This window comes from Bacillus sp. FSL R9-9497 (assembly GCF_038005805.1).
In the GTDB taxonomy this organism is placed as follows: Bacteria; Bacillota; Bacilli; order Bacillales; family Bacillaceae_G; genus Bacillus_A; species Bacillus_A cereus.
Map to the genome: position 1 here is coordinate 353,660 of NZ_JBBOTY010000002.1, position 25,283 is coordinate 378,942.

A 25,283-nucleotide genomic window follows, 5' to 3' on the forward strand; every position below is an offset into this window, starting at 1 on the left:
ATGTGCCTTTGGTTTATCCATTCAGCTACTAGTTTAAGAAGGATATCTTATTGTGTTGATTCATCTAATTATACTATATTTTATTCTCATTTCCTATTTCTCATGTAATACCAATCTGTTAATTTATAAAGTACGTCTTCCTTACCAACCCAATTCCAACCAACTCCACTTCCTCCAGGGAATGGATCGTCAGGAAATACTCTTCTTTTTATGAAATCATCATACGCAACACCCTTAATCTCTACTTGCTCAGTTAAACATAAACTCATTTCATTGATACCTGCTGAAGCTGTTTCTACATTAAAAGTGTATACACCATCTTTTGTCTTCAGTGGTGAATACCATTTTTGGCCACCATCAATGATTTTCTCTTGTCCATCCCAATATAAAGACTTAGTTGGTCTTTTACTATCAAAAACATGTCCTGTTGCTTCAGATAAATACATATTTTTAGGTAGGAATTTTGCTGTAGTATCTTTAAGTTCTTTCTTCTCTAAATCTTGAGTAGACTTTAATCCTTCGTCTGCAAATGGATATTGTGCCTTAGCAGCAGTAAATACACCAGGGTAATTCGCATTCCAATCATTTTTGTACTTACCGTTTACTTCATACGAAAATCCATAACCAGAATGTAGCTTAGAAGGAGCTAAATTACCAATACTCCCTGTCAAAGTTTCATAATACATTTCCCCAGTTATATCTTCTTTTGATACACGTTCACTTACTGTTTCTACTACACCTTTTACACTCGTTACACCACACATTGCCTTTTCTTTTGAAGGCTCATAGATTGCTGTTTTAATAGGATTATTTTTGTACGTAGTTTCCTCGATGTCTATACGATTACCAGCAGGGTTAATTTCCGCTTGAATTGTTCCTTTACCTTTATGTTGCCAGTCAAGGTTCAGGGTTTTCTTTTCTCCCTCAGTTAATCTTACCTTTTGTAAAGCTACTTGTTGTCCGTTATGTTTTAACACAACTACTGTTTCAGGATTCATATATTTTTCTTCTAATACATCTAACTTTTTAATTTTATTCTTCTCTTTTTCTAGTTTCTGCCTTGCATTATCTAGCCTACTTGCCGCACTATCTAGTTTATTTTCTTCCCAAGAGCAGTCTCTATCATAATAGTGGTCCTTTCCCTCGGCATCTACTTCATGAATTGGATTACGACGACAATAACTTAAGCTGGATTGTGCACTATCTCTATCAGATTCAGTGCTGTTTATTTCTTGTTGAGACTTATTAATATTGTTGTTTACTTTTGCTCTATATTGGTCACGCTCTAGTTTAAAATTATCACGTGATACATCTACTCTTGTTTTGATATTCTTTCCTTCTCTTGCTGTTTCTCCTTCAATTCGGTCAGCAGAGAAATCAATTTTATATTTAAAATCATCTTCATCACCTGGATCTGGATTAGGTGTTACTTCTGTACCACAGTTTCCATCTACAATAAAATCAACTGTTTTCTCGTTTGACCCCCTTTGAACCCCATCAATAATTTTTAATTTTGCAGTATAACGACCACACATCTGAGGCTGCCAACTTATATCTTCTTTCGTAAATCGTCCTGCATCACCTTCATTTGGTTTTTGATTATCTTTTTGTGGCGTTGAACGTAAGTAATTTTCTTGATGATGCACTGTTTCACCACTTTTAGTAATATCTAGTAGCCATTGCACACGATTTCGTTCACCTGCTATCGATGAATAAGGGTTACCTATATCGAGTTTGGGACCACGTTCTGTATATCCTTTCTCTTTACTTACATACTCGAAACCGTTAAATGTAAACTTAACAGGTGTATCCTTCTTACCACTAGAGACTTTAAAATCTTTTATTTCAGGTTTACTAGTTCGTACATACCATAGACTATATTTATTTATTCCATTTACGCCACCAGCACCTGCATATCCACCAGAAAGATAGGCTATATCACGAATCCAATAAAACAGACCATATGATTTTGGTGAATTACCATTAGATACTGTGTGCGAATCTATATTATTTAGGACAAATTGAGAATTACCCCAATATTTATCAGAAATGATAGATTCAGTAATCCTCTCTTTTTCCGTTATCATACGATCCCCAACAGCGATAGCACTATTCCAATAACCTTCATTCGAAATCCGCACATAAGGCTCACTTAGGTCTTCTCTTTGTACTAAGTTTGCTTGTGGGTTTTCAAAACTAAAAGAGCCATTGTAAACAGCAGGGTAATGAAGATCTCCTTTATACGCTAAATCTACACCCGGTGGCGCATAACGACTCCCAAAACGATAAAACTTACCTTTCATTTGCAAATATCTAGAAGTAAGAGAGGTATCATCTGTTCCGTTATAAAAAGGAACGTCAGCATTTTTCGCACTTGCTATACTTGGAATCATTAATGCTGTCGAGGTACACAGTAATAACAAACTTCTTTTCAATTTCATAAGTTTCCCTCCTAAAACAAAAAAGGACACACCTATACCATTGGCTGGTACGTTAGGTGTGTCCTTTCCGTATCTTATTAAATATTATATCCAATTTTTAATCTTTTAATTGCATTATAACGTTATTTAGGTTCAATTAAAATAGACATTGTATCACGAATCATAGTTTTTCCAATACGAATTTTAAAATCACCTTTTTGATAGTTAGTAATTGTTTTTGAATCAACAGCATTTTGAATCTCCTGATTTAAGTCTAACCCTGTTAAATATGTCACCCATTTTTTTGTTAATTCTACAGTTGCCGGATTATTATCTAAAAACCCAATTTTAAAGGTATCTCCTCCACCTTCTACTACAAATTGACCACCGGCATATGAACCTTCTGGGTAATACATGCCTTTATCTAGAATAGTTACAGCCCCATTTAAATTAGAGTATTTTAAATTTGTGTTATATTTTCTATTAATCTCTTTTAAGATATTTTGCGCTTCTGGAGCTAATTGTTTTTTCACAGTAGGATTCTCTAACGCAGATGGATGAAAATCAAAATCCGGTTGTACTAGGCTTTCATCTAAACCTGCTGGTACTTCAGGTTTCGGGTCTGGCTTCACTTCTGGTTTTTCTTCTGGTTTTGTTTCAGGCTTTGGATCTGGTTTCACTTCTGGTTTTTCTTCTGGTTTTGTTTCAGGCTTTGGATCTGGCTTCACTTCTGGTTTTTCTTCTGGTTTTGTTTCAGGCTTTGGATCTGGCTTCACTTCTGGTTTTTCTTCTGGTTTTGTTTCAGGCTTTGAATCTGGCTTCACTTCTGGTTTTGTTTCTTTTTCAACTGCATTAATAGAGTTATATAGGAACTGACTATACGCTTCACGTGTTACAAACATTTTTGGAGAATACATATTACCTCCTGTACCAATAGTAACGCCATTTTCTTCTAATGCGCTGATTGCTTTTAGTGCCCATGAGTTTTTATCAACATCTGTAAATGTTGTTGTTTTCGTTGACTTAAATTTAAAAGCATTAGTAAGTACTTGTGCCATTTGTTCACGAGTTAAAATATCATCTGGACCATATTTCCCATCACCAAATCCATTCACAAGTCCTGCTTTAGCAAGTGCTAAGATTTCTTTTTCAAACAAATGTCCTTTAATATCAGTAAAAGGATTTTTGAAGCTAGCATCTGCATCTGCTGGTTTTACGTACATATAAATCATACGAGCAACTTGCCCACGAGTTACATTATCACCAAAGCCAAAGATATTATTTCCGTACCCTTGCACTACTTTACGATTTGTTAAATCATAAATTGCTTTTGTAGACCAGTGATTTGCTGGAACATCATTGAATTTTAATGAGTCTGTGTTATCAGCCTTAGCAGTAAATGCTCCTGCTCCTAGTAATGATGTACCCATTATTGTTAGTGCTGTTGCTGTTTTTAAAAATTTGTTAGCCATTGTTTGTTCCTCCAAATATATTAGTTTTTCATAGATTCTCTTATTGTACCTAATTTAAACATAAAATCCAGATAATTTAACATATAAATTAATTAATTAACATTTTTTATAACTTCTGTTCTATATAGGTATATTTTTCTGACAAAAAAACTATACTTTTCAGCATAGTCTTTTATAGTACAAATCTTAGAATTTTCATTACTTAAAATATACTTGTCCCAATCCCTCTTTACTCGCCCATATCGGAGCTTTTATGCCATCTACACCAATCAGCTTAAATATGAAGAAATGGTGTTCTGCTTTCACCTTAAAAGAAAGGGATTGATTATGATCGATGCGTCCCTTTGTATACTCATACTTCCATCCATCCATCTTTTCTTCTTTCATTCTTTTCTCTATCCCAGGGACTAAATCCACCCTTTTTCCATTGTAATCATATTGAAATCCACCCTTATTTTCTGCGTTTTCTACCATATCAGCAGCAAAGTTATGTGCTTTCACTAACTGTATTCCATACAAAACGCCTTCGGGTAAAAGGCTAATTAATAATAAAGAAAAGGTAAGGAATAGAGCCGTAGTTACTGTATTTTGCATTTTTAATGCACCTACTCTTTTTCTTTATTTTACGTTTCCACCTAATTGTTTTTCTTTTCCATTCGCATCATAAATAATAATACTTCTCGCTTTACTCTTTATCGTTTCTTTTTTTTCATCAAATTGCTTAAAATAACTAGCAGCTTCTGCATCACCTTCGACAGCAATCATTGCTGGTTTTTCCTGTACATCATGTACAGTGAAGTTACGTTTTGAAGCGGGATCTTTAAAATCCGCATTACCGTTATACGCCTTTTCAAACTCTTGTTTCGCTTTTTCTGGATCAATAGCTATTTCTTCTTCTGCACGCAGAGTACCTACTTTTACAGACTTAGCCACAGCTATCTCGCCTCCCCTTTCTAAAGACGATTTATTATCAGTATGTGTTGTATCTCCAATCACCATATCAGTTACAAAGAATAGACAACCTACAAATAACAGCAACATACTTGCTGCAACAATAAACTTTTGCATCCCTCTTCAGCCTCCTTAACTTTCAGACTTTCGAAATCGAAATCCACTTAAAATGGAACTTTTTTGGGGATTCAACAATTGATTTGGTAGCAATAACTTTGCTATTTCCTTCATTATTCCTTCTAACTCTTTATAATAGTTGCGACTTGATAGTAACGTACTACTATTCAATTGTGACTCAAACACATCTTCTATTTCATATGGTGGTAAAGCAGTTAATACCTTATCTCCAAAGCATTCTTCTACTATTTCATGCTTTAAAAGTGCAGGAGAAAACTTATTTCCAATGATCCTCACTTTCTCTAAAGCTAAGTAAGAAACGAGCTTTCTCTCTTTTTGTGTAAGAGGATGCGCTATCTTTAGCAATTGATGCAGATCTGGTTCCGCTACAAAGAATATGTAATCCGCCATTTCACATATCTCATGGTATAAATCTTTATCCCAATCGCTCCCTGCATCAATAATAGATATAGGTGCTTCTTGGTTGGCCAATAAAACCTTAATAAAATGGTCGAAGTCCTGCTCTGTTTCGTTTTGAAGCTCTTGGTCAACTATAGGATTCTTTACAATATAATTTATTCTTCCTTGCTTCCATTTTGGAATTAATAATATATCAGATTCCTTCTGTAGCATCTCTTTATATCGCTGCAACATAAATTCACTACGATAGTTTTCTGGCGCTTCTGTATATCCCTTTAATAACGGATACGTATAACCATCATCATATAGATTCTCTATATAATTCACATCAATCTGTAGCTCATTTAAGTAAGCGGCTAAAAGATGTGAAACAAAAGTGGCACCACTTCTCCTATTCATGTTGGCCACAATAATTGTTCTTCTTGGAATAGCGATACCAATTTGTTTCTCATATACTGGCTCAAAAGCCAATTTATACTTTTTTTTTATAATTGGCGCTTTTGGCGTTTCTTCCTGAATAGACTTACGCTTTTGTTTGTTTTTAAATAATTTTAAATTAGAATGTGATTCACTGTTGTTACCTTCCTCTAATTCACTTGATACTTTCTCTTCTTCCTCATCAAAAGGAACTACAGGCAATTTCGTATGTTGCGGTGCTTGACTTGCTCCTACAATTTCCACCACATTTTTAATATCCGATTCCTGTAGCAGCTGCGGGATGACTTTATTATCAATATCAATTTTACGAGAGTTAAAAATGTCATAGATACCTAGATAAATCAGTTTCGCTAAAAATTCATCATTATTTTCACGCTCTGTAAATACTACAATGCGAATATCCCGCTGAAAGCGAATGTCTCTTAACTTCTGTAAAATAATTAATTCTCGCTTATCTTCGTGTCCCGCATCAATATTTAATCGTTTGTCATTAATACATAGAATATCAGGTTGCTCCGTATCTAGAATTTCATCTAAATACTTTATGTGCATGACATCACTATCAGCTACTTCAAATCCTGCACCAACAAAATCCTCACGTAAATATGCCGTATACACAGTATCACTAATAGCTAATACAATCTTTTTCATTATGAAAAACTCCTCTTTGATAGAAAATCACTTTAAAGTAATAGCATGTTTTCAAAAGGCACTTTTGTTGCGTATTGTATTTTTGTTAATAGTTCGGTGAGAAGTGATTCTATTTCAAATCCCTCCAAATTACATGGCATATTATCAATAAGGTTATATTTGACTCTAACCTCTAAACGATCCTCTATTTCTTCTAACGGTATCGCACTAAATAAACTTTGTTCATATATAAATCCATCCCGAAGATTTTTTTGTATTTCTGTCTTGTCTTTGTAAACAATGGTTACTTGTACTAATTCAATAAAAGGATTATCTAAAGTTAATTTTGTATTCCAGTTTAGACTCCAGATTTCACAGCGGCCGTCCGCATGCACAACATTAGCAGCTACAGATGGAGTAATTGTAAATAAACGATCTACTGGAACATTTGTAAAAGTAGTTGTTTTTCCTTCAACTACTTTCAGTCCTCTTTCCTCACGTTCATGCTCAAGCGAAATTTCCGCACCAAACAATGCAATTTCACAAAATACTTGTTCCATTATGGGTTTAATGCCTTCATACGTTCGAACAGCATATACACTAAATTCTTGTGTTTCATCCGTTCGAACTAATTCATAAATGCTAAATTCTGCTGCATTTACAATTGCAAAAGGAATATCTTGTACAAAATTAGGATTTATAAATAGAGAATCCGGAATCACTGTCTCTGGATGTTTGAAAAACTCTAAACCAAGCTGATATCCTTTTAGAAATGCATTCTTAGCAGCAGCTGGGAATAATGTTTCAAATCTTTTGAGATTGCTTTTAAATTGCTTCTCTTCGACCTCGTTATTAAATTCTCTATCTTGTAAAATGTTTACACGATCAGCAAGCAGTAAAAAATAGTAGTTAATAAGAGAATTAATTCTCTCCTCAAAAACTTGATTATCTTTACAATATTTATCAAATCTTCTTTTACTTTCACTAATAATTTCATTCATTCTTTAATACTCTCCTTATCATTTTCTAGTTATTAAATAAAAAAAGACACACCAATGGCAGGTATATGCCCTCGGTGTGTCCGTTTAGCAAGAATTAAATATCTCTCGATTTGTATATTAATTTTAAACAATAAAACTTATGTATAAGATTATCTATATAATATCTAAATGTCAATACTACTTCGCAATTATTAAATAAACTCACAAAAATAATGCTTCTAATTGATTAACCTTTTCTTTTTTGCATATGTCATTTAATAACCTAATTCAGGTAATACTATTAGTATATCTAAGTATAGGATTTTCATAACAAAATTTCGATTTTTTATTTACAACTAAATTTCAAAAGTAAAAAACATTCATTTAATATATTCCTTACCTTAGAGAACTTTAAATATAAAACAATCTTTATATTACTCATAGCATAACTAACAGTAAACGACTAAAGCATATTAATGTTATGTAAACAATAAAGCGACACAAACTCGTTCGGTTGATATCAACATATCAACTGACATTGACATGAAATTTCATATTGAGAGATGAATACAAGTTAAACTAACCATCCAGTTCATACCTAAGCCAATTTATTAATTACATATTTCGCAAACAAAAATTATAAAATAGCTTTTAAGTTCCTATTTTAGTTATTAAACAAAAAGCACGCTAATAATGAATATACATCCATAACATATTTTTCTTGTAACAATTAAAATGACTTTTAGTTAGTATATACTTATATTGGAATGATACACAAAATCATTTCTTCTACTCAAATACTATAAAAACTACAATCTATAATTATAGATTGTAAAGATATTAGCTGCACTTTTTTTATCATAGAAAAGAACTCATACTTATAGTATGCCCAAATAAATAAGTCGTATACCTAAGTATTACAACTGCTATTTATAACTAAAACTCCCAATATGCTACACCGTTCTTTTTATAAACCTCCTTGATCAAGAAGGTTTCAAAGAAAGTCTATCTCCATTTAATTTTTAACACAATTTGAAGCACACAACCCAAATTTGTTAATGTCATATAAACAATTAACTAACACCAATACCCTTGAATGAAATTAACACATCAACCGACATTGATATGAAACGAAACAAAAATGTGTAGATGTTGATTTCATATTGATATTTTACATGTTATATCAATCCGATGATACTCAGATATAAATTAACGTAAAACCAATTAGTAGATCTACATTTATTATCATTAGTTACTGGAATGTAATAACTAACAAACCAGCGCACGCTATATTTTATTACTAATTACTTTTATTAACTTTTTAATGGGTATCTAAGTCATAAACACCCATTAGAATAACTAATATTTCTAAATGTAAATGGCAGTTTCTATTTCTGATCAACATAACATTAACAATTAGGATGATTTATCCTTTGTTTGGATGTTTTTTTGTTAATGTCGTATCAATCTCATAGCAATACCTTATTTCATGTCAATGTTATCTTTATGGATATTCGAAGTATGCTTATCTAATTTTCGTTAACATATCAATCTCATTGTCTTATTTATGAACTTATTAATATATGCAAACATATACTAGAAATCGGATATCTACAAAATACATCACTTGGATTATTCTAGTATTCTAAGTCGAACCTTAGTATCTTAAAAACTTCCTCAAAATTATCTATAAAATCCTTCGTTTATGGTTCACATTTCATGTTAAAAGGTAATCTTTTTAGATCAACATGTATATAAAGGGTCGATCTATATCTATTATAGTTAACAAAACATTAACAATAGGTGTTCGTATGTTGTTAGTAGGTGGTTGTAGTGTTAATTTCATGTCAATGTCACGTTTCATGTTAATGTCAACTCACAGGCTCAATCTGTTCTTTAATGCTGATAAAGATCATTTTGTTGATACTGACTACATAAATTTCTATCATGACATGCAATATACAACTTAAATTGTACATTCTATACTAAATTAATATACATAAGTAGATCCTAACTTGTATGTAGCAAGTAAATAGGGAGTAGGACGAACCTCTTCGAAGTATTATGATTGTGCTCCTATATCCTTAAATACCGTTTTGTTTATTGAACAATACTAACTCTACATTAATATTATTTACTTTTTACTAGTTTTTATACGTGATAATTAGATTTTGGGCGTTACTTTGTGTATTTTCCGTTATATACCCGGATTATATCCTTATAACTTATTTACAAAATAGCTTTATTTCCTTATCATTAATATTAAGTAGCCTAATTTGTTAATCTCATAGCAACTATCAGTAGCGCTACTACAATATATATATATTCCCATTAACAAAACATTACCAATTCGAAATATATAATTGGTAATAAAGTTACTGATTCACCGAATTCTATACTAAACGTTAATGTTTTGTTAACAAGTATATGTTTACATGTTAATTCTATATTTCATGTAATCCACTGGATTGGTAGGGATTTTTACAAATATTATCGAAATACTAGCTAACATGTTAATCTCAGCTAACATATTAATTATAATTAGTTATTTATGAGTTGATTTTTGAGGAGGTAGTTACAATGATTGAGCAAAAAAATGAAAAACAAGACCATCAAATTAACGATGATGATATATTAGATGATAATGTTTTCGAAAAAGCATGGCGGATAACAGAATTCTCAAAACTAGTAGGACGTCATCATAATACAGTTTATAATTGGTTCAATATCCTAGAAGAAAAGGGACTTCATGAAACTTTAAGAACTCAAAATACAAATGAAAAACTCTATAATGCTTTAGATCTTGAAATTGCTCTATTTATAAAGCAGAAAAGGGATGAGAAATGGTCTCTAGATGCAATTATTGACCTTTTACCACACCAATTTGATTTAAGACCAGTTTCACCAGAACATCAAACAAATGAGGTATCCACTGAATTAAACCTTCAAGCTACTGCTGAAATTATTGAAAAAATGGTAACTAAACAGTTAGAAGAAAAAATAAAACATATTGAATCTCATTATGAAGAGAGGGTAGAAAGTATATTAAAGCAGTTACCACAACCAGAAGATGTAGAAACGCTAAAATTACGCCAACGCCAAGATAGGCTTGATAATTTTATTATTGAGCATAGGGCACGTCAGGAATTAAGAAAACAAGCAGAGAGCTTATGGAATAATAAACCTGAGGAAGAGCGCACTAGAAAAGCAGGCTGGTTTAAAAAAGAGGAAGACTTGAGTAAAAAACAACTCTTCATAGAGCAGTACATACAAGATAATATTATTGAGTATATAAAATCTCTTATGGATTCAGTGGAATAATAAAAAAGTCTGGAACTTAGTCCAGACTTTTTTATTATTTTGTAGTACCAAACATCTTATCCGGATCTAGAAAATCTGCTAGATCTTCATCTTCATTTGCTCCAGCATTATTATTTTCTTCGTCACTCCCCATATCAATAAAATCTCCAAATGCAAAACCTAAATCCTCATCCTCATCTATACTTTCAATCGTACTAATTTGAGACTTTTTATACTGAATTTGGCTTTGTCTTTCTTTAAATTCATTAAATTCTTCAACTAAACCTTTAGATAATCTCGATGGTAATGCATCGGTTTTATAGAAGGTATATACAGTTCCTAAGAAATCATTCTTACTTACCAAATATCCATTAAAAACTGTACCATTTATAGGTAAATTATTTGAAACTTCTACCTTAGCGTCATCCATAAAGGAATCATTAATATTCTTTTGCTCATCTAGGATAGCAAGCATACCAAAATGATGTACTTTTGATGCTTCAACAGAACCATCATCGTTCTTCTTCATCAAATCAATCGGGGGATGGAAAGAGCTTCCTCTTAATGATTCTTGGAACATTTCTATAATTGCATGGCTATTTTCTATTTGATTCATATTACGTGAAACCTTATTAATTACTAAACAGCCCGTTTTCTCCAGTAAAATACGTTTAAAATCTTGAGAATCCAGTATTACAGATGTACCAGATCCATTAGCAGCGGTATTTAACTCATGAATAATTTCACTAATACGTTGATTTGCATAATCTCGTGAATTAGCAATACCTTTTTTCTCATTTTCATTCAATTCCTTAAATTCATCGTAAAAATGCTGGTTATCAGCAAACACAACAAATGCTACACCTTTTGATTTATCATTTGCTAATTTCCAAATTTCCTGTGAAAATTTATTTACTTGTCGTAATACATCAGGCCCATCTGCTCGGACGGGAAGAGTTACAACAATCCCCATTTTAATAAAGTCTTTGCGCTCAATAGCATTTTCAAAGGCTATTCTCGCAAACTTCGCTTGATTCGCCTTGATTTCAGACATTGGATATAGCTGCGCAACTTTTTGTAATTCTTGTCTGATTACTGGCTTGTTATGAAAAGCCGAAAATTCTTCAATAGCCTTAATGATTGTAGAAGTTCCAGTTCCTCCACCTAAACCTGCAAAAAATAAAACAAGTTCATCCGAAGGTCTTACTCGTTCAGTAATAAATTCTTTTAGCTTTTCTTTTGCTTCCTCATTTGAATCAAGGACTTTTACTGCACGCTCAGGATTCTTACCTAAACCACCTAATTTCAGTGAAACTTGATTACTTTTGGGTACATTTTTTAATTCAGCTAGATCTCCATCATTACTATTTAGTGCTAAGCAATTATATACTGCTGTACCATCTGTATGTGTATATTCCGCAAATTTATCTACCATTCTAGTACCAGCTTGACCAAAACCGACCATCGTCATTTTAACTGCCACTTCATTCTTCAAGAAGTTTTTTGCCATTATTTTATCTCTCCTTATTTATCTTTTTTCTTTTCCCTAACTCAATCAGTACTTGTTGCCCTCTATAAGTTGAGATCAAAAATTTATATGGGTGCATGGTTTTTTCATAGATTAAAGACATTGATGATAGTGTACTCACACTTATTTCAGCTGAACGTCTAGATATATTCGTACGTTCAACCTCTAAAGAATAGGATTTTCCCTTTTTTTTCTTTACTCTCCTATCAATAACTACATTTTCCACTATTTCATTAATAGATATGCCCCTCATGTACTTCGTCTCTTGAAATTGTTTATTTACTATGTTTCCTATGTATAGAAATACACTATAGAGTATCTCATCTTGTTCAAGTATATCAGCAAACATGTTTACTACTTCATCTGCAAACTTGATTGTTTGATATTTTTCACTTAAAACTTCGTTCAAGTCGTCCCCCCCCTTAAAACACTGGTTAATTATTCCTAGAAACATAGTACATCATTACACGTCGTATATCAAGTCATTATAAATAAAACTTATATACAGGACTTGTATATAAGACTTATAAAATTAAAAATAGAATTAATATATATTTTATAAGGGTTTATGTATACGCCTTATATATAATGCGTATACATGTTATATCAATCTTAAATTTCATGTGATTGACATTTCAAAAAAGATTATTAAAAAAACCAAATCAAAATTCTAAAAAACAGATTAAAAACCACCAATTTTTTTAGCATAAAAATTCCAGAAATAATTATACGTTTTATATATAAGCTTTATATATAAAACGTATAAAATAATGCTTTTATATCTTAGTTAAATCAAAAAACAAATTATCTAGTTTACATACAAGTTTTATATAAGTCTCTTATATAAAACTTGTATGTAAACTGTATTTGTAAAGCTTATATAATTCAACTAAACTTTTTTAATATTCCAACAATAAATATTGTTCGAGTGTATTTATATTACTAGGGAGATTTCAAGACATTCTTATAGCAATTCACACTAAGTTTTTCTTTGTTACCTAGCTGTTTTAACGGGATTTATCACTTATAAGACCGCTCATTGTTAATGTTATGTTAATGTACTGTTCTTCACTTAGTACTTGTTAGTTCACATTATTATATATGTTATAAGAAAAATTATCCTCTTTTCCTCATTTGAATTCAATTCCTTGTCAATTTCATTCATTCCTCAAAAGCCAGTAGAAAAGGTTGTTAATTTCATATGAACAGCATCAATACCCTCAATATTCAACATATTAAAAAGGGAGTACTAGGATAAATCAACTTTGACATTCTAAAAGTAGTAGGCTAACAATCACATCTCTATTATAAAAAAGAAACATTTGTTCAAACTAGATTATTAAAAGTGAAATCTCATCTTATTAACATCAAAGTGATACTTACATTATAATAAAATTTTTTGTAATGCAGGAGGAATGATGATAGCAATTACAACCTCACATAAAATTAACAACTGTTCAATTTTATTATTTCAGTTAAGATAACTCCTTGTTTAACGAAGAAAAAGTGAAGGTAATTCAATTGACTAAAACCAATATGTTAAGTATCTATAGACATATTGTTAACTTATTTATGATTTGGTATAAACAATTAATATTATTTGTCTAAGTGAATTTATGATTCTATACAAGAAAAAAACATAAAAGAAAAAGTTGGAATTTTACATTGAGCAAATAGTAGAAGTTGAAAAGAGCGTTTCATCACTAATAAAAAGTTGAATTTCGAATTAAGGATAGAAAAAATTATTCTTTATTATCAATAAACCTTTTTATAAATCTTGAATAATTTTAATCAATTAAAATAGTAGTTTGGCTATCTAATAAATGTTAGGACGTCATAACATTATTTTATAAATAGAATTTCATTATAACTATTGTTAGGTATCTAGTAGTAGCTCGTCCTAACAAAACAAACGATTTAATAGAGCCTTATAAATCAATAATTTATAAGAGATTTATAAGAGTAGTTTTCATCTCAACTTCAACGTACAAAATGAAGTACCTCTAAAAATTAAAATGTCTTATTTATTTTTTCAGGTTTTACAACCACCACATCAATGTAATAGTATATTAAAAATAATAAGTATTTAATTTAGTTTAATTCAATATAAGAGGTGTATGCATTGTCCGAAAAAGTGTATAAATATAGAAGATCAGGTACCCAAAAACATTTTCACTTAAAAGAAGCTGACATATTTGTCTTTACAGTTTTATATTACAAAAGGGCACTTACAACAAGGCAAATCACGCAGTTATATAGTGCATTTGAGGGAAGAGAATGTTCTGAAGCTAGCATATTTACAAAGCTTGACCGGTACTCACAATATGGAGCTATGTTAACTAAAAGAATAGATAAAAGGGCTGACAGTATTACGAAACGCGCTTTATTTTCCTTAAAAGAAAAGACAATTGAATTCTTATTGGAAATAGGAAGAATTCCCAAAAAAAGTTCAAAAAGACGGTACTCAAGAACAACTTCTCTTCACACTATGTGTTCACGTGAAGTCATGATCCGTACTCTTTTAGCGACTACAAAGAAGACACAAACCAATGAAGTATTATATGAATTGGATATTCGTTCTTTTTACCAGAAAAAAAATATAAAAATTGAGGACAACCAATTGGCCTTGATTCCTGATGAACATATTTCATACCAAAATAAAAATATCCATATTGAGATGGACATGTGCAAAGAGACAAATTCTATCTTAGTTGAAAAAGTAGAGAAGTACATAGAATATGCAAAAAAAACAAATGAGGATGTAACGGTTGTCTTTGTTATGTACGACAAATCAATGTTCCTTGCTGAAGATGCAGAACCGCCATACATACGTATGAAAAATCTATTATTTTCTATGCGGAAGCATCATGAATTATTAATGAATATACCAAATCTAAATGTACACATTTGCTCATTGAAAGATGCTGGGGATGTTATTTCAGATATCATTCTAGGAACAAATGATAATCAAAACTTGGAACAAGATATTCTTTTTCCTTTATCTCAACGTACAGTAGGAGATGTCAATTGGCGTTACACTTTTGTCGAAAAAATTCAAACGTTTAAAGAATCAATAGATGGTGGCCTTCGACGCACATACAAGAGAGATAAAGCTTCTATTCAAGATTTCTTTTTTATTTTTGGAAATGAAAATGATTACCGAATGATTGCAAGATTAGATGATGTCGTGTTTTCAAGAAGGGATGGAGATGAAGGCGTTCCGCTTGTAGTTATCTATCCTAAACGTGAAAATCCTAGAGATATTCTACTGATGGACACTTATGATAATGTACTACTTCTATCCATTCAAAATACAAATATAGCAACCGATGAACAGATCATGGTACATGCTGCAAATAACATTAATCCGAAAAGACGTAAACTTGTAGAATTATATTAATCGTTTATTTTTTATATACTTTTATATAACTTTATTGATTTTTATTATTTAAGGTGATAGAATAACGTTTGAACTAAACACTCAAAACTACAATCAAATCAGAACATATGAAATTAAGGCAAGCGACACACGCTGTTTTTACAGTGGGTGTCGCTTGCCTTTTTTTGTATGGAGAAAGGTGGAAGTGGAAAATGACAATGAACTTACAATTTGCAACAACTACTGGGGGAGTGCTCTCAGCAAGAGAAGCATTTAAAACTCCAGAACTAGTCCTTAAACATATTACAGAAGGGGGAGCTAAATTTTGCGTTTCCCTACAAGATATCAAAATTCCAGGGAAACCTAATTATTATTGGTACGATGTAATAATTGAAACTGCGGCGAATAACAAACTAGAGATAAATATTGCAGTACTTTCTCAAGAAGAATATAACCAATTGTGTGAAGGAGATAGTATTGACTTATATTTAAAACAAACTGAAGATGCAGCGAAGTTCTTTCTAAAAAAATCAAAGGAACAATTCAAGCCAGAACTTCATAATCGTTTTACATTACACCATAAAGCTCAACTATGTCTTTAAAAAGTAGGTGAACCCTTATGGAGACATCTAAGCAAAGATTACCATTATACACTACAATCGCCTTAATTAGCGGATTTATCCTTTCATTTGGATTTGGTGTATTAAACTATATCCAGTTACTCTACTATGCATTTGAACCACCGTCTTATCCTATAGAAATTACATATGTACCACTATTTTTAATGTTCTTCTCTTTGCTATTAGGAGAATTTAGTTTTAGGTTCTACAGCCGTATCCCAGCTTTACAATTTCAAAATGGCAAGTTATTAATTTTAATTGCTTCTCATATTGCAGTAGATATTCAGTTTTTATGGTTTGCAACTACTCCTATCCATGCGAAAGTTATTCCTTATCTTATGAATAAAGCAAAACATGTTAATTTTGGTGAATATCAAGCAATAGGGGATGTATTAACAGGAAATTTCCATACACTCACCATGATATTTGTATTCTTACCGACCGTATTTATGATTTTGTTTACTCTTTGGTATAGTGGCCATATTATACGTTACAGAGAAGAAATCTTAAAGTGGGTACAAAAATACGAATATAAAAATCATAAGTTGCAAAAGTGGTTTAATAGCCAAGAGGAACAAATATATCCTGATGTTGATATAGGTCCTCATATTAAGCACAAAGAAATGATTCGAATCAAGGGGAAAGATAGAACCCTAAATGGAATTATTATTGGTCCTATTGGTTCTGGTAAGACATCTAGTTTAATTATTCCAATGATTAATCAAGATTTACACTGGATGGTACGTTTTATAAATAAGTTTGAAAATACGTATAAAAAGAATAATTATGATACAGAAGAAGTAAAAGGAACATTTTTAAATGGGATAACTGTTATTGAACCGAGTAATGATTTATGTCAAAAGGTATTTAAGTTAGTACAAGCACACAAGATTCCTGAAAGTTCAATTTATTATATTGATCCCACAAACCCTGATACCAAAAACATTAATATTTTACGTGGACCAGTTGATAAAGTAGCCGAGGTTTTTGCAATGGTTATCCAGGGTCTGTCGGAATCTAATAATGCATTCTTTGAACAAGCACAACGGAACCACCTTAAGCAACATATTTATTTATTAAAACTACATAACCCACAAAAAGATGTGACCTTTGATGACTTAATAGATATGTACGACGATGTAGAACGTGTACACCGTATGCACAAACTATTAAAAGTACAGGTAGAAAAATTATATGATTTTGTTCAAAGTGGTGTTGCTTCACGTGATCAAAAAAACGAATATAAGATTATAAAAGGTATCGATGAATGGTTCGATAATACCATTCGTGAAAAAACGGGTTTCCAAGGGGAACCGGCCGTTTATAAATCTGGAAAATATCGTGGAAAACCAATGCATTATGACCGGGAAGAAGAATATGTAAAAGGTTTGCGTAACATCTTAAAAGATTTAGCCTCAAATGTTTTAATACGACGTGTTTTATTTGGAAAATCAGATTTTGATTTTGATGTTCATCTAGAGCAAGGTGGTATTTTACTAGTAAATACAGCCAAAGGAGAACTTGCAGATCTTTCTAATGTACTAGGAAAATTCGTATTACTAAGTATGCAAAATGCTGTATTCCGAAGAGAACCAAATATTTCACCATACCATCATATTATTGTGGATGAATTCCCTGATTATGTTGTGCGCCCGTTCAAAGAGTTCCCTGCACAATCTCGTAAATATAAAGTCATTCTGACAATTGCAAGTCAAACACTATCTCAATTAGCTTTGGATTTCACAGAGCAGTATATGTTTACTTTACTAGGTTCGTTCCGTAACAAGATGATATTTGGTGATGTAACACCATATGATGCGAAAATTTTCTCTGACATGTTTGGTGAAACAGAGGAATTTAAAGAATCCGAATCCGAACAAGGGATTTCTCCTATGCAAGAGAATCCCGTTAGTCGCTTAGGTTCGACATATCAAAAATTAAAAGAAGTCGTTATGTCACCAGGAGATATTATGGCACAAGGTGCCTTCATTTGTGCTGCGCGTATTGTACAAGACAATCATGTGCAACCTGTACAACAAATTACTAGTAACTTTGTACCCAAAGAGGAATTTACTCAAGCAATCATTCAAGTAGAGATCAAGTCTGGACAATATTGGGAAACTGAACGTCTTCGACTCATTGAAGAATCTATCGCAAAATCAAATCCTATGAAACATGTAGATGCAAATAATAAAAAACAGATAGAATCATTTCCACCTATGCATGGTGATAAAATAGAACAAAATAATTCCATAGAAACAAACACTGTAGAAAATGTAACTTTTCCTGATTATTTTAAGGATGTCAGTCAACAGGGAAATGTTATTGAAGAAACTGAAAATAAGTTGTATGAAGAAATTAAGGCATTCGTTATTGAATCACAACAAATCTCACCATCTCTTTTGCAAAGAAAATTCAGAATCAGCCATATAAAGGCTGTAAAATTTATTGAGAAGTTAGAACACAATCACATTGTGAGCACTTACACCGGGAATAGCCCTCGTAAAGTTTTAATTTCAAACAATAATAATACGTTGATATTATCAAAGGATTCTCAAATCAATACTACTCCTTCATCTAATACAGATTTAGATAATACGACTTCACGAGAAAATAGCATTCCAAACGAAAAATCAGAAGCAAAGCAAGAGGAAACAGGCTTCTTTAAAGACATCCTATATGATGATGTAGTAGCCTTTGTTAAGGCATCAGGGAATTCTTCTATACATGCACTACAGAACGCATTTAAAATTGATTATACACGTGCTTCAAGATTACAAGATGCCCTACAACGGAATGGCGAGCTGCCGAATATAACAAAAGAGACACATAGGGAAATAGTAGGTCCTAAAAAAAATATGGAGCTAGCAGAACGGAAGAAAGAGGTATCTAATACTATGCTGGAACCAAAAAGGGATATAGATTACCCAATTCATTTAGGAATTCCTGTAGAAACTGATCCATTGCAAAAAAAGCTTCTAACAGAGGGACTTATAACCACAGTATTAGAGGAAACAAAAACAGATATGAAAACTAATTTGAAACCAGCTACAAAAACAGTTAATCCCACTAAAGAAAATAAACTTGATGAAGAGGTTGCAAAAGTTTACGAATCTATTAGCATTACTGTTCATCAAAACTTAGAAAAGAATATGGTAGAGAACACTAGAAATAATGAAGAGCAGCATGAAGATAAACATATCGACTATAAAGAACGCAAAAAAAACTTAAAAGCCAAACAAAAGAATACGTATAACAATACAAATTCACTACTTAATAAAAACCAGCAACAAAAGAAAAATACATCTAATGTAATGAGTAAGGAATTAGATGATTTTTTTGATTAATACCTATAGAAACCTAAAATAACTTTTTATTCAAGATTATATTTTTAGGGAAAATCTAACTTAAATTAGGAGGAAAGGTTAGATATAGTATTTTAACTTTTCCCTTTTCAAAAAATAATACTTGCACAAATTACATAAAAACGTTATATTTTAATTAATAATTATATAAATAAAACATGACTTACGTGAAGGACACACCTTACGTACCATTCCAACGGTACAGGTGTGTCCTTTTTTACGTTCTAGGAGGAAAATATAATGGTTGAAGATAAGGTAAATACTCATATTACAAAAGAACTAGGGATGGCATTTGAACCGGATAACACGCTAGAGGACATCTTTATAGAATCAACTTTCAATCAATTTGAAAGAATACGTGAACATGAATTAGAAGAATTAGCTCGTATGAAACGTGAACGTACTGTAGGGAAAGGCTTAATTACCATAGTATCTGAAAAATTATTCCCAACTAAAAACGGGACATCTGAGCGGATACAAGTGCTCACAATGCAAATTGGTACTCATACGACAGCATATTGTCCACTTACAGAGGCAGGTATAAATATTCCTAAAAATCCTCAATGGCTGATAGGTAAAACAAAACCCGTTATTATTGAGCATTTCCAAAGAACTGAGGAAGGGAACTTTGCTGTTGTATCTATCACTGCAGGAGAACTTGCACTGCAAAGAAAATTATATGAAGAAATAGTAGAGCAAGAGGGGAATAAAGTATACACAGGAACAGTTTCTGGACATATTCCATCTGCACAAACTATTCTGGTTGAAGTTCATGGTGTAACAGTAGGAGTAAGATACTCGCAATGGTCTCATTCATTCGTTCGTTCGGCGGATATTATTATTGGCGATGTTGTAGAGCTTATCATCGATAAAGTAGTGGAAAAGGATGGGCGCTATGAGTTTAGAGGAAATAAAAAGAAACTTGAAACGGATCCAATGGAAAAACTATTAGAATTAAACAAACGACGTGACCGCTTTGTAGGTAAAATTGTAGGTGTAGATGCTATTGCTGGGATTTTCGTAGAAGTTGCACCAGGTATTCAGTTTAAAGGGCTAAAGGGTCGTAATCTGGCAAATCCAACTGTGGATGACGCAGTAAACCAAACAATTGTTACATGTGAGCTGCTTAATATTGATGCTAAAAATAGAAGAGGAACTGTACGTATCCTAAATTATCCGCAAGGCCAAAGTAAAAAATCTAATTCGTCAATTTACCAATTTTAATGGATGATTATGCGTACAATAGAGAAACAAATGTCTACTTATATTCCTTCTATTCCTCATTTATCAAGTGAGGATATACAAGGACTTCAAATATATCGGATACATGATTTGGATAAAACCTATATATTCCACTCTTATGACGAATTAGTTAAGTTTAAGCAGCTTTTAACAGAGGAACAATATGCTATACTCAATTTTATTGGTGTTCATACATCCGTTCGGTTTAATCATTTATTATATCTATTCAAGAATAAATTTTCGCGAAAGAAAATTAACAATGCACTTCAAGGATTACTTTACTATCAATTTATCGAAAAATGGCAAGTAGAAATTTTTGATATGGAAATCTTTGAAGAAACATATACCTTATCCAATAATGGATTTAAACTACTAAAATACTGGCAAGGAAATATGTTCTTCTTTGCCCCAGAGCGTCTTGACAATCATGGTAAATATGTTCACCTGCGTTATTGGCATGACATAGACCTACTTTGTCATTTACGCTACGCTCCTTCATTTTTAGGTCATATTATGCATCCATCTATTAGTAAAGGGGTTTTTACCCCTTCTTTAAGTTTTATAATAAATGGAGGAAAAGAACGTAAATTTAACTTTGTTGTATACTCCACCTTATTATCTGATCAAAAGGATCGATTAAAACGAATAATTGCTAGATGGAAGACTTTTGTAGAGTCAGGAAAAGATGTTATTATGCAGGACTTAGGGAATAACCCTACAATCTTAGTTATTTATGTTTCTACTAAAAAACAAGCAAAGCAAATTAATAATGAACTATTACTTGATTTAATTCCTGGTAAAGTATTGTTATGCATAGGGGAATCTTTACATTTTCAAGGATTACAACACGCTTTTTATCAACCTCTTGCAGAAGGGGAGATCAAACAATTAGATACAAAGCTATTTATAGAAAACTAAGCCACCATACAAGCTTTCGCTTTAAGGGTGGCTTGTTTATTTTATAATTAGCTTGGAGTATTCAAAAAAACTTAACAAAATTAATAATCCTGTATCTACCTCTATACAAAGCACAGATTTTGCGAAATAATATTCTTTGACACCTGTTAATAAAATAACATTATATACAAATATAGTTATTTTATTGGAGGAATATACAAGAAAGGAGTACTATATTGCTACGTATACAAAGAGGGTACATGTACGATCCTGATGATAATGAGGTAATAGTAAATGAAATTTTCTATGATGGTACATCAGAAAAAAAGTTAGGCAGTAAAATGGGTGTATTTGATGCAGTTAAAGTACCTGTTGCTATTTTTCAAAAGGTCCAGGAAAACGAAAGTATGACCTATATGGAAAGTGTTGAAGTAGAAGAAAAAAATATAAAGGAAATACTTTGTTATTTAGTTCAAAATCAAAAGCCAGAAAAGCTATATTTTGAAATACAGTACATGAAGTAACTTCAGGGACTGAATATAAGAGGGGATTTATAGCAGGGGATTCAGGGGCATTATTATACAATACATGTGGGATCTGCATATAAACTTCCTTCTTATCCCTGTTCTATTGAAAATAATTGAATATAATATAAAAATAGTTTAATATAAATCTATATTTATTGTTTAATTGATTCCGTTTATTCCCACACCCTATGTGTTGTGGTTGAGTTTTAGAAACAAGTTGTATTCTTGTTTCAATTATGAAAGGGCTTCTTTGAGCCGATTAGTGTATATATAGCTTATTTTGCTATGCACATTTTAATCGACTTGAAGAAGTCCTTTTTGTGTTGTCTTCGAGTTAGGAATCACTTATACATAAACTTTTAGGACTAAAAGTATGCTAAATGAGAAAACACATATTTTGTGCTTTTTGTTTAATTTAGAGGGGAGATTATATGAATTTTTACAGAGCATAGCATAAAAAAATATGGATAAACGCACATATTTCGTGCTTTTTATTTAGAAAAGAGGATATTTATGATGAAATATGAACATGCAATTACTTTAGATAAGCCAACATTATCAATAGGGGAAATCATTTAAAACTTTCAAAAGAAAAAAATTAATTACCGCGTTAAAAGTTATGAACTTACTATCTATAAAATCAAACCTTTATATTGTTGGAAATTCCAAAATTTTACGATGAAGTAAGATAATAAGTATCCATTCATAATGGCATTCGAAAGAGAAGAAAAAGGGAATCTAAATATGGAAAGTACTTGTTGCAATGCTAAAAGCACGAGGAATCAGAATATGAAACTTGAGAGGAGTTATATAATATGATTACAGTTAATCGAGGATACATGTATGATCCGGAAGATGATGAATTTTTAATTACCGAGATTTATTATGAAGCTGCTACAGATACTAAACTAGGAAGTAAAATGAATAACTTATCTTACTCAGCCATTCCTAATGAGATTAAAGAAAAAATAGAAGCAACTGCTTCATTATCCTATGTGGAAAGCATTGAGATGTCTCAGCCATTAGCTGTCCTATATCAAAATGAAATTAACATGTATGGAAAACCAGAAAAATTATACTTTGAGTATACAAACATTTAAAAAGAAAAAAGACATTGAACGGTTTGTTTCAATGTCTTTTTTCTTTTTAAACTATAGAGGAACAAATGGTTAAGGCTTTGTTTGGCATCCTATAGTGTCTTAGGTGTGTTATACTTACATTTGCAAATTATAATATTCGGTAGAATGTCAGGTTTGTTTGCTACTATTCGATATATATAACTGGAGGAAAAATTATGGTTTTTTTTAACGAATTTCCGGAAAGAATTCTCCTTCCTCAAGCGTGTGAAGGGCGTAGCCCAACGGTAGGTGGGAGATGAATTTCGGTTTGGCGTAGCCAAAAGGTTTTCCTTTTTATTTCACCTCTGATATAATCAGTCTTATAAATTATAAGGGCTGATATATAAATGAAATTAGATAGTAATAACCATTCAGTATTCTTGTTATATTATCACCTTGTGTTGGTCGTGAAATACAGAAGAAATGTGTTTGATGATGATATGTCAGACTATGCAAAAGATATGTTTGTTCGACTATCTGAAAACTATAACATCACATTAGTTGAATGGAATCATGATGTAGACCACGTTCATATTTTGTTCAAGGCACACCCTAATACAGAAATGACAAAATTCATCAATGCTTATAAAAGTGCAAGTTCTCGACTTATTAAAAGAGACTTTCCACAAGTGAAAAAGAAAATTTGGAAAGAGATGTTTTGGTCAAGAAGTTTTTGCTTGCTAACTACTGGTGGTTCGCCAATAGACGTAGTAAAAACATATATTGAAAATCAAAGTGAAAAGTGAGGTGAAATGATATGACAAAGCAGAATAAAGCATATAAATTCCGTTTGTATCCAACAGAAGACCAAGCACATCTTATGCGTAAAACTTTCGATTGTGTACGTTTCGTGTATAACAGAATGTTAGCTGAACGGAAAGAAGCGTATGAAAAACATAAAGATGATAAGAATCAACTAAAGAAACAAAAGCTTCCCACTCCTGCGAAATACAAAGCAGAATTTGAGTGGTTAAAAGAAGTTGATTCATTAGCTTTGGCAAATGCTCAACTAAACTTGCAAACTGCCTATAAAAATTTCTTTCGTGGTCAAAATGACTTCCCAACATTCAAAAGCAAAAAAGACAGAAAGTCTTATACAACGAATGTAGTGAACGGAAATATTATGTTGCTTAACGGTCATATCAAATTGCCAAAACTGAAAATGGTACGTATCAAACAGCATAGAGAAATACCACAAGGCCATATAATCAAGTCATGTACGATTTTTATGACACCTACTGGTAAATACTATGTGTCCATTTTGACTGAATACGAAAAAGAGATCGTACAAAAAGAAGTAGAAACAGTTGTTGGATTAGACTTTGCGATGGATCAATTATACGTCAGTTCTGAGGATGAGAGAGCCAATTATCCTAAGTTCTATCGTGAAATGTTAGACCGATTAGCAAAGGCTCAACGAGTATTATCAAGACGTACAAAAGGTTCAGGGCGTTGGAATAAACAACGTATCCGTGTAGCTAAGCTGCATGAAAAAGTAGCAAACCAACGTAAGAACTTCCTTCATCATAAGTCTAAAGAGTTAGCTACTCATTTTGATGTTGTAGCTATTGAAGATCTAAATATGAAGGGAATATCGCAAGCACTTCATTTTGGAAAAAGCGTCGCTGATAATGCTTGGGGTATGTTCACTTCTTTCTTAGCTTATAAACTACATGAACAAGGCAAACAGCTTGTGAAAATAGACAAATGGTTTCCTTCCACAAAAACATGTAGCAGTTGTGGAAATGTGAAAAATATGTCATTGTCTGAGCGAGTCTATTCTTGTATATGCGGTGTAAATCTCGATAGAGATTATAACGCAGCTATCAATATCAAAAATGAAGCAATACGCCTATTGGCGTTAGCATAGATAGCAATA

18 protein-coding genes are annotated in these 25,283 nt (G+C 31.9%); 10 read left to right on the forward strand and 8 right to left on the reverse strand.

All coding sequences use genetic code 11. From position 1 onward, the window contains the following. Positions 1-86: 86 nt before the first annotated feature. The 6 genes from MKY21_RS29250 to MKY21_RS29275 all read right to left on the reverse strand — a co-directional run bounded on the left by MKY21_RS29250 (position 87) and on the right by MKY21_RS29275 (position 7,449). Positions 87-2,441: a hypothetical protein gene (locus tag MKY21_RS29250; protein ID WP_341078269.1), complete on the reverse strand. Its 2,355-nt coding sequence runs from the start codon at positions 2,439-2,441 to the stop codon at positions 87-89. 122 nt (positions 2,442-2,563) lie between these two features. Next, a complete protein-coding gene (locus MKY21_RS29255) occupies positions 2,564-3,892 on the reverse strand; it encodes an S-layer homology domain-containing protein (protein WP_341078271.1) in 1,329 nt (442 codons plus the stop codon). A gap of 198 nt (positions 3,893-4,090) precedes the next feature. Beyond that, positions 4,091-4,486, reverse strand: a complete 396-nt coding sequence (locus MKY21_RS29260) for a DUF4320 family protein (protein ID WP_001181729.1) — start codon at positions 4,484-4,486, stop codon at positions 4,091-4,093. 24 nt (positions 4,487-4,510) lie between these two features. Then, positions 4,511-4,960 carry a hypothetical protein gene (locus MKY21_RS29265; RefSeq protein ID WP_001168897.1) on the reverse strand — a complete coding sequence of 150 codons (450 nt, stop codon included), beginning with the start codon at positions 4,958-4,960 and terminating at the stop codon, positions 4,511-4,513. Between the two features lie 15 nt (positions 4,961-4,975). Next, positions 4,976-6,469: a hypothetical protein gene (locus tag MKY21_RS29270; protein WP_098281251.1), complete on the reverse strand. Its 1,494-nt coding sequence runs from the start codon at positions 6,467-6,469 to the stop codon at positions 4,976-4,978. Between the two features lie 32 nt (positions 6,470-6,501). Then, positions 6,502-7,449, reverse strand: a complete 948-nt coding sequence (locus MKY21_RS29275; protein ID WP_341078274.1) for a hypothetical protein — start codon at positions 7,447-7,449, stop codon at positions 6,502-6,504. 2,559 nt (positions 7,450-10,008) lie between these two features. On the opposite strand from MKY21_RS29275, the gene MKY21_RS29280 reads away from it, so the two are divergent. Then, a complete protein-coding gene (locus tag MKY21_RS29280) occupies positions 10,009-10,749 on the forward strand; it encodes a MerR family transcriptional regulator (RefSeq protein ID WP_000572539.1) in 741 nt (246 codons plus the stop codon). A 34-nt stretch (positions 10,750-10,783) separates the two neighbouring features. Here MKY21_RS29280 and MKY21_RS29285 read toward each other — a convergent pair whose 3' ends face one another. Next, entirely contained in the window at positions 10,784-12,238 is a 1,455-nt protein-coding gene (locus MKY21_RS29285) for a cell division protein FtsZ (protein ID WP_001097031.1), read from the reverse strand. A 4-nt stretch (positions 12,239-12,242) separates the two neighbouring features. Beyond that, positions 12,243-12,665 carry a hypothetical protein gene (locus MKY21_RS29290; RefSeq protein WP_001006726.1) on the reverse strand — a complete coding sequence of 141 codons (423 nt, stop codon included), beginning with the start codon at positions 12,663-12,665 and terminating at the stop codon, positions 12,243-12,245. 1,713 nt (positions 12,666-14,378) lie between these two features. Between MKY21_RS29290 and MKY21_RS29295 the strand changes: the two genes are divergently transcribed. The 9 genes from MKY21_RS29295 (at position 14,379) to MKY21_RS29335 (ending at position 25,274) form a co-directional block, all read left to right on the forward strand. Beyond that, complete coding sequence (locus MKY21_RS29295) at positions 14,379-15,656, forward strand: replication-relaxation family protein (protein WP_341078276.1); 1,278 nt, start codon at positions 14,379-14,381, stop codon at positions 15,654-15,656. A gap of 107 nt (positions 15,657-15,763) precedes the next feature. After that, positions 15,764-16,237: a hypothetical protein gene (locus MKY21_RS29300; RefSeq protein WP_002006391.1), complete on the forward strand. Its 474-nt coding sequence runs from the start codon at positions 15,764-15,766 to the stop codon at positions 16,235-16,237. A gap of 17 nt (positions 16,238-16,254) precedes the next feature. Further along, a complete protein-coding gene (locus MKY21_RS29305) occupies positions 16,255-19,602 on the forward strand; it encodes a DNA translocase FtsK (protein WP_097797455.1) in 3,348 nt (1,115 codons plus the stop codon). A 258-nt stretch (positions 19,603-19,860) separates the two neighbouring features. After that, complete coding sequence (locus MKY21_RS29310) at positions 19,861-20,844, forward strand: hypothetical protein (RefSeq protein ID WP_000228953.1); 984 nt, start codon at positions 19,861-19,863, stop codon at positions 20,842-20,844. Positions 20,845-20,853: 9 nt separating this feature from the next. Then, on the forward strand, positions 20,854-21,780 hold the full coding sequence (locus tag MKY21_RS29315; RefSeq protein WP_001259114.1) for a hypothetical protein: 927 nt from the start codon (positions 20,854-20,856) through the stop codon (positions 21,778-21,780). A gap of 215 nt (positions 21,781-21,995) precedes the next feature. After that, positions 21,996-22,283 carry a hypothetical protein gene (locus tag MKY21_RS29320; protein ID WP_002083359.1) on the forward strand — a complete coding sequence of 96 codons (288 nt, stop codon included), beginning with the start codon at positions 21,996-21,998 and terminating at the stop codon, positions 22,281-22,283. 818 nt (positions 22,284-23,101) lie between these two features. Further along, complete coding sequence (locus MKY21_RS29325) at positions 23,102-23,386, forward strand: hypothetical protein (protein WP_000633825.1); 285 nt, start codon at positions 23,102-23,104, stop codon at positions 23,384-23,386. A 365-nt stretch (positions 23,387-23,751) separates the two neighbouring features. Continuing rightward, positions 23,752-24,150, forward strand: coding sequence for an IS200/IS605 family transposase (gene tnpA, locus MKY21_RS29330; protein ID WP_341078281.1), 399 nt, complete (start codon positions 23,752-23,754; stop codon positions 24,148-24,150). A gap of 11 nt (positions 24,151-24,161) precedes the next feature. Then, positions 24,162-25,274: an RNA-guided endonuclease TnpB family protein gene (locus MKY21_RS29335; RefSeq protein ID WP_341078284.1), complete on the forward strand. Its 1,113-nt coding sequence runs from the start codon at positions 24,162-24,164 to the stop codon at positions 25,272-25,274. Positions 25,275-25,283: the final 9 nt, after the last annotated feature.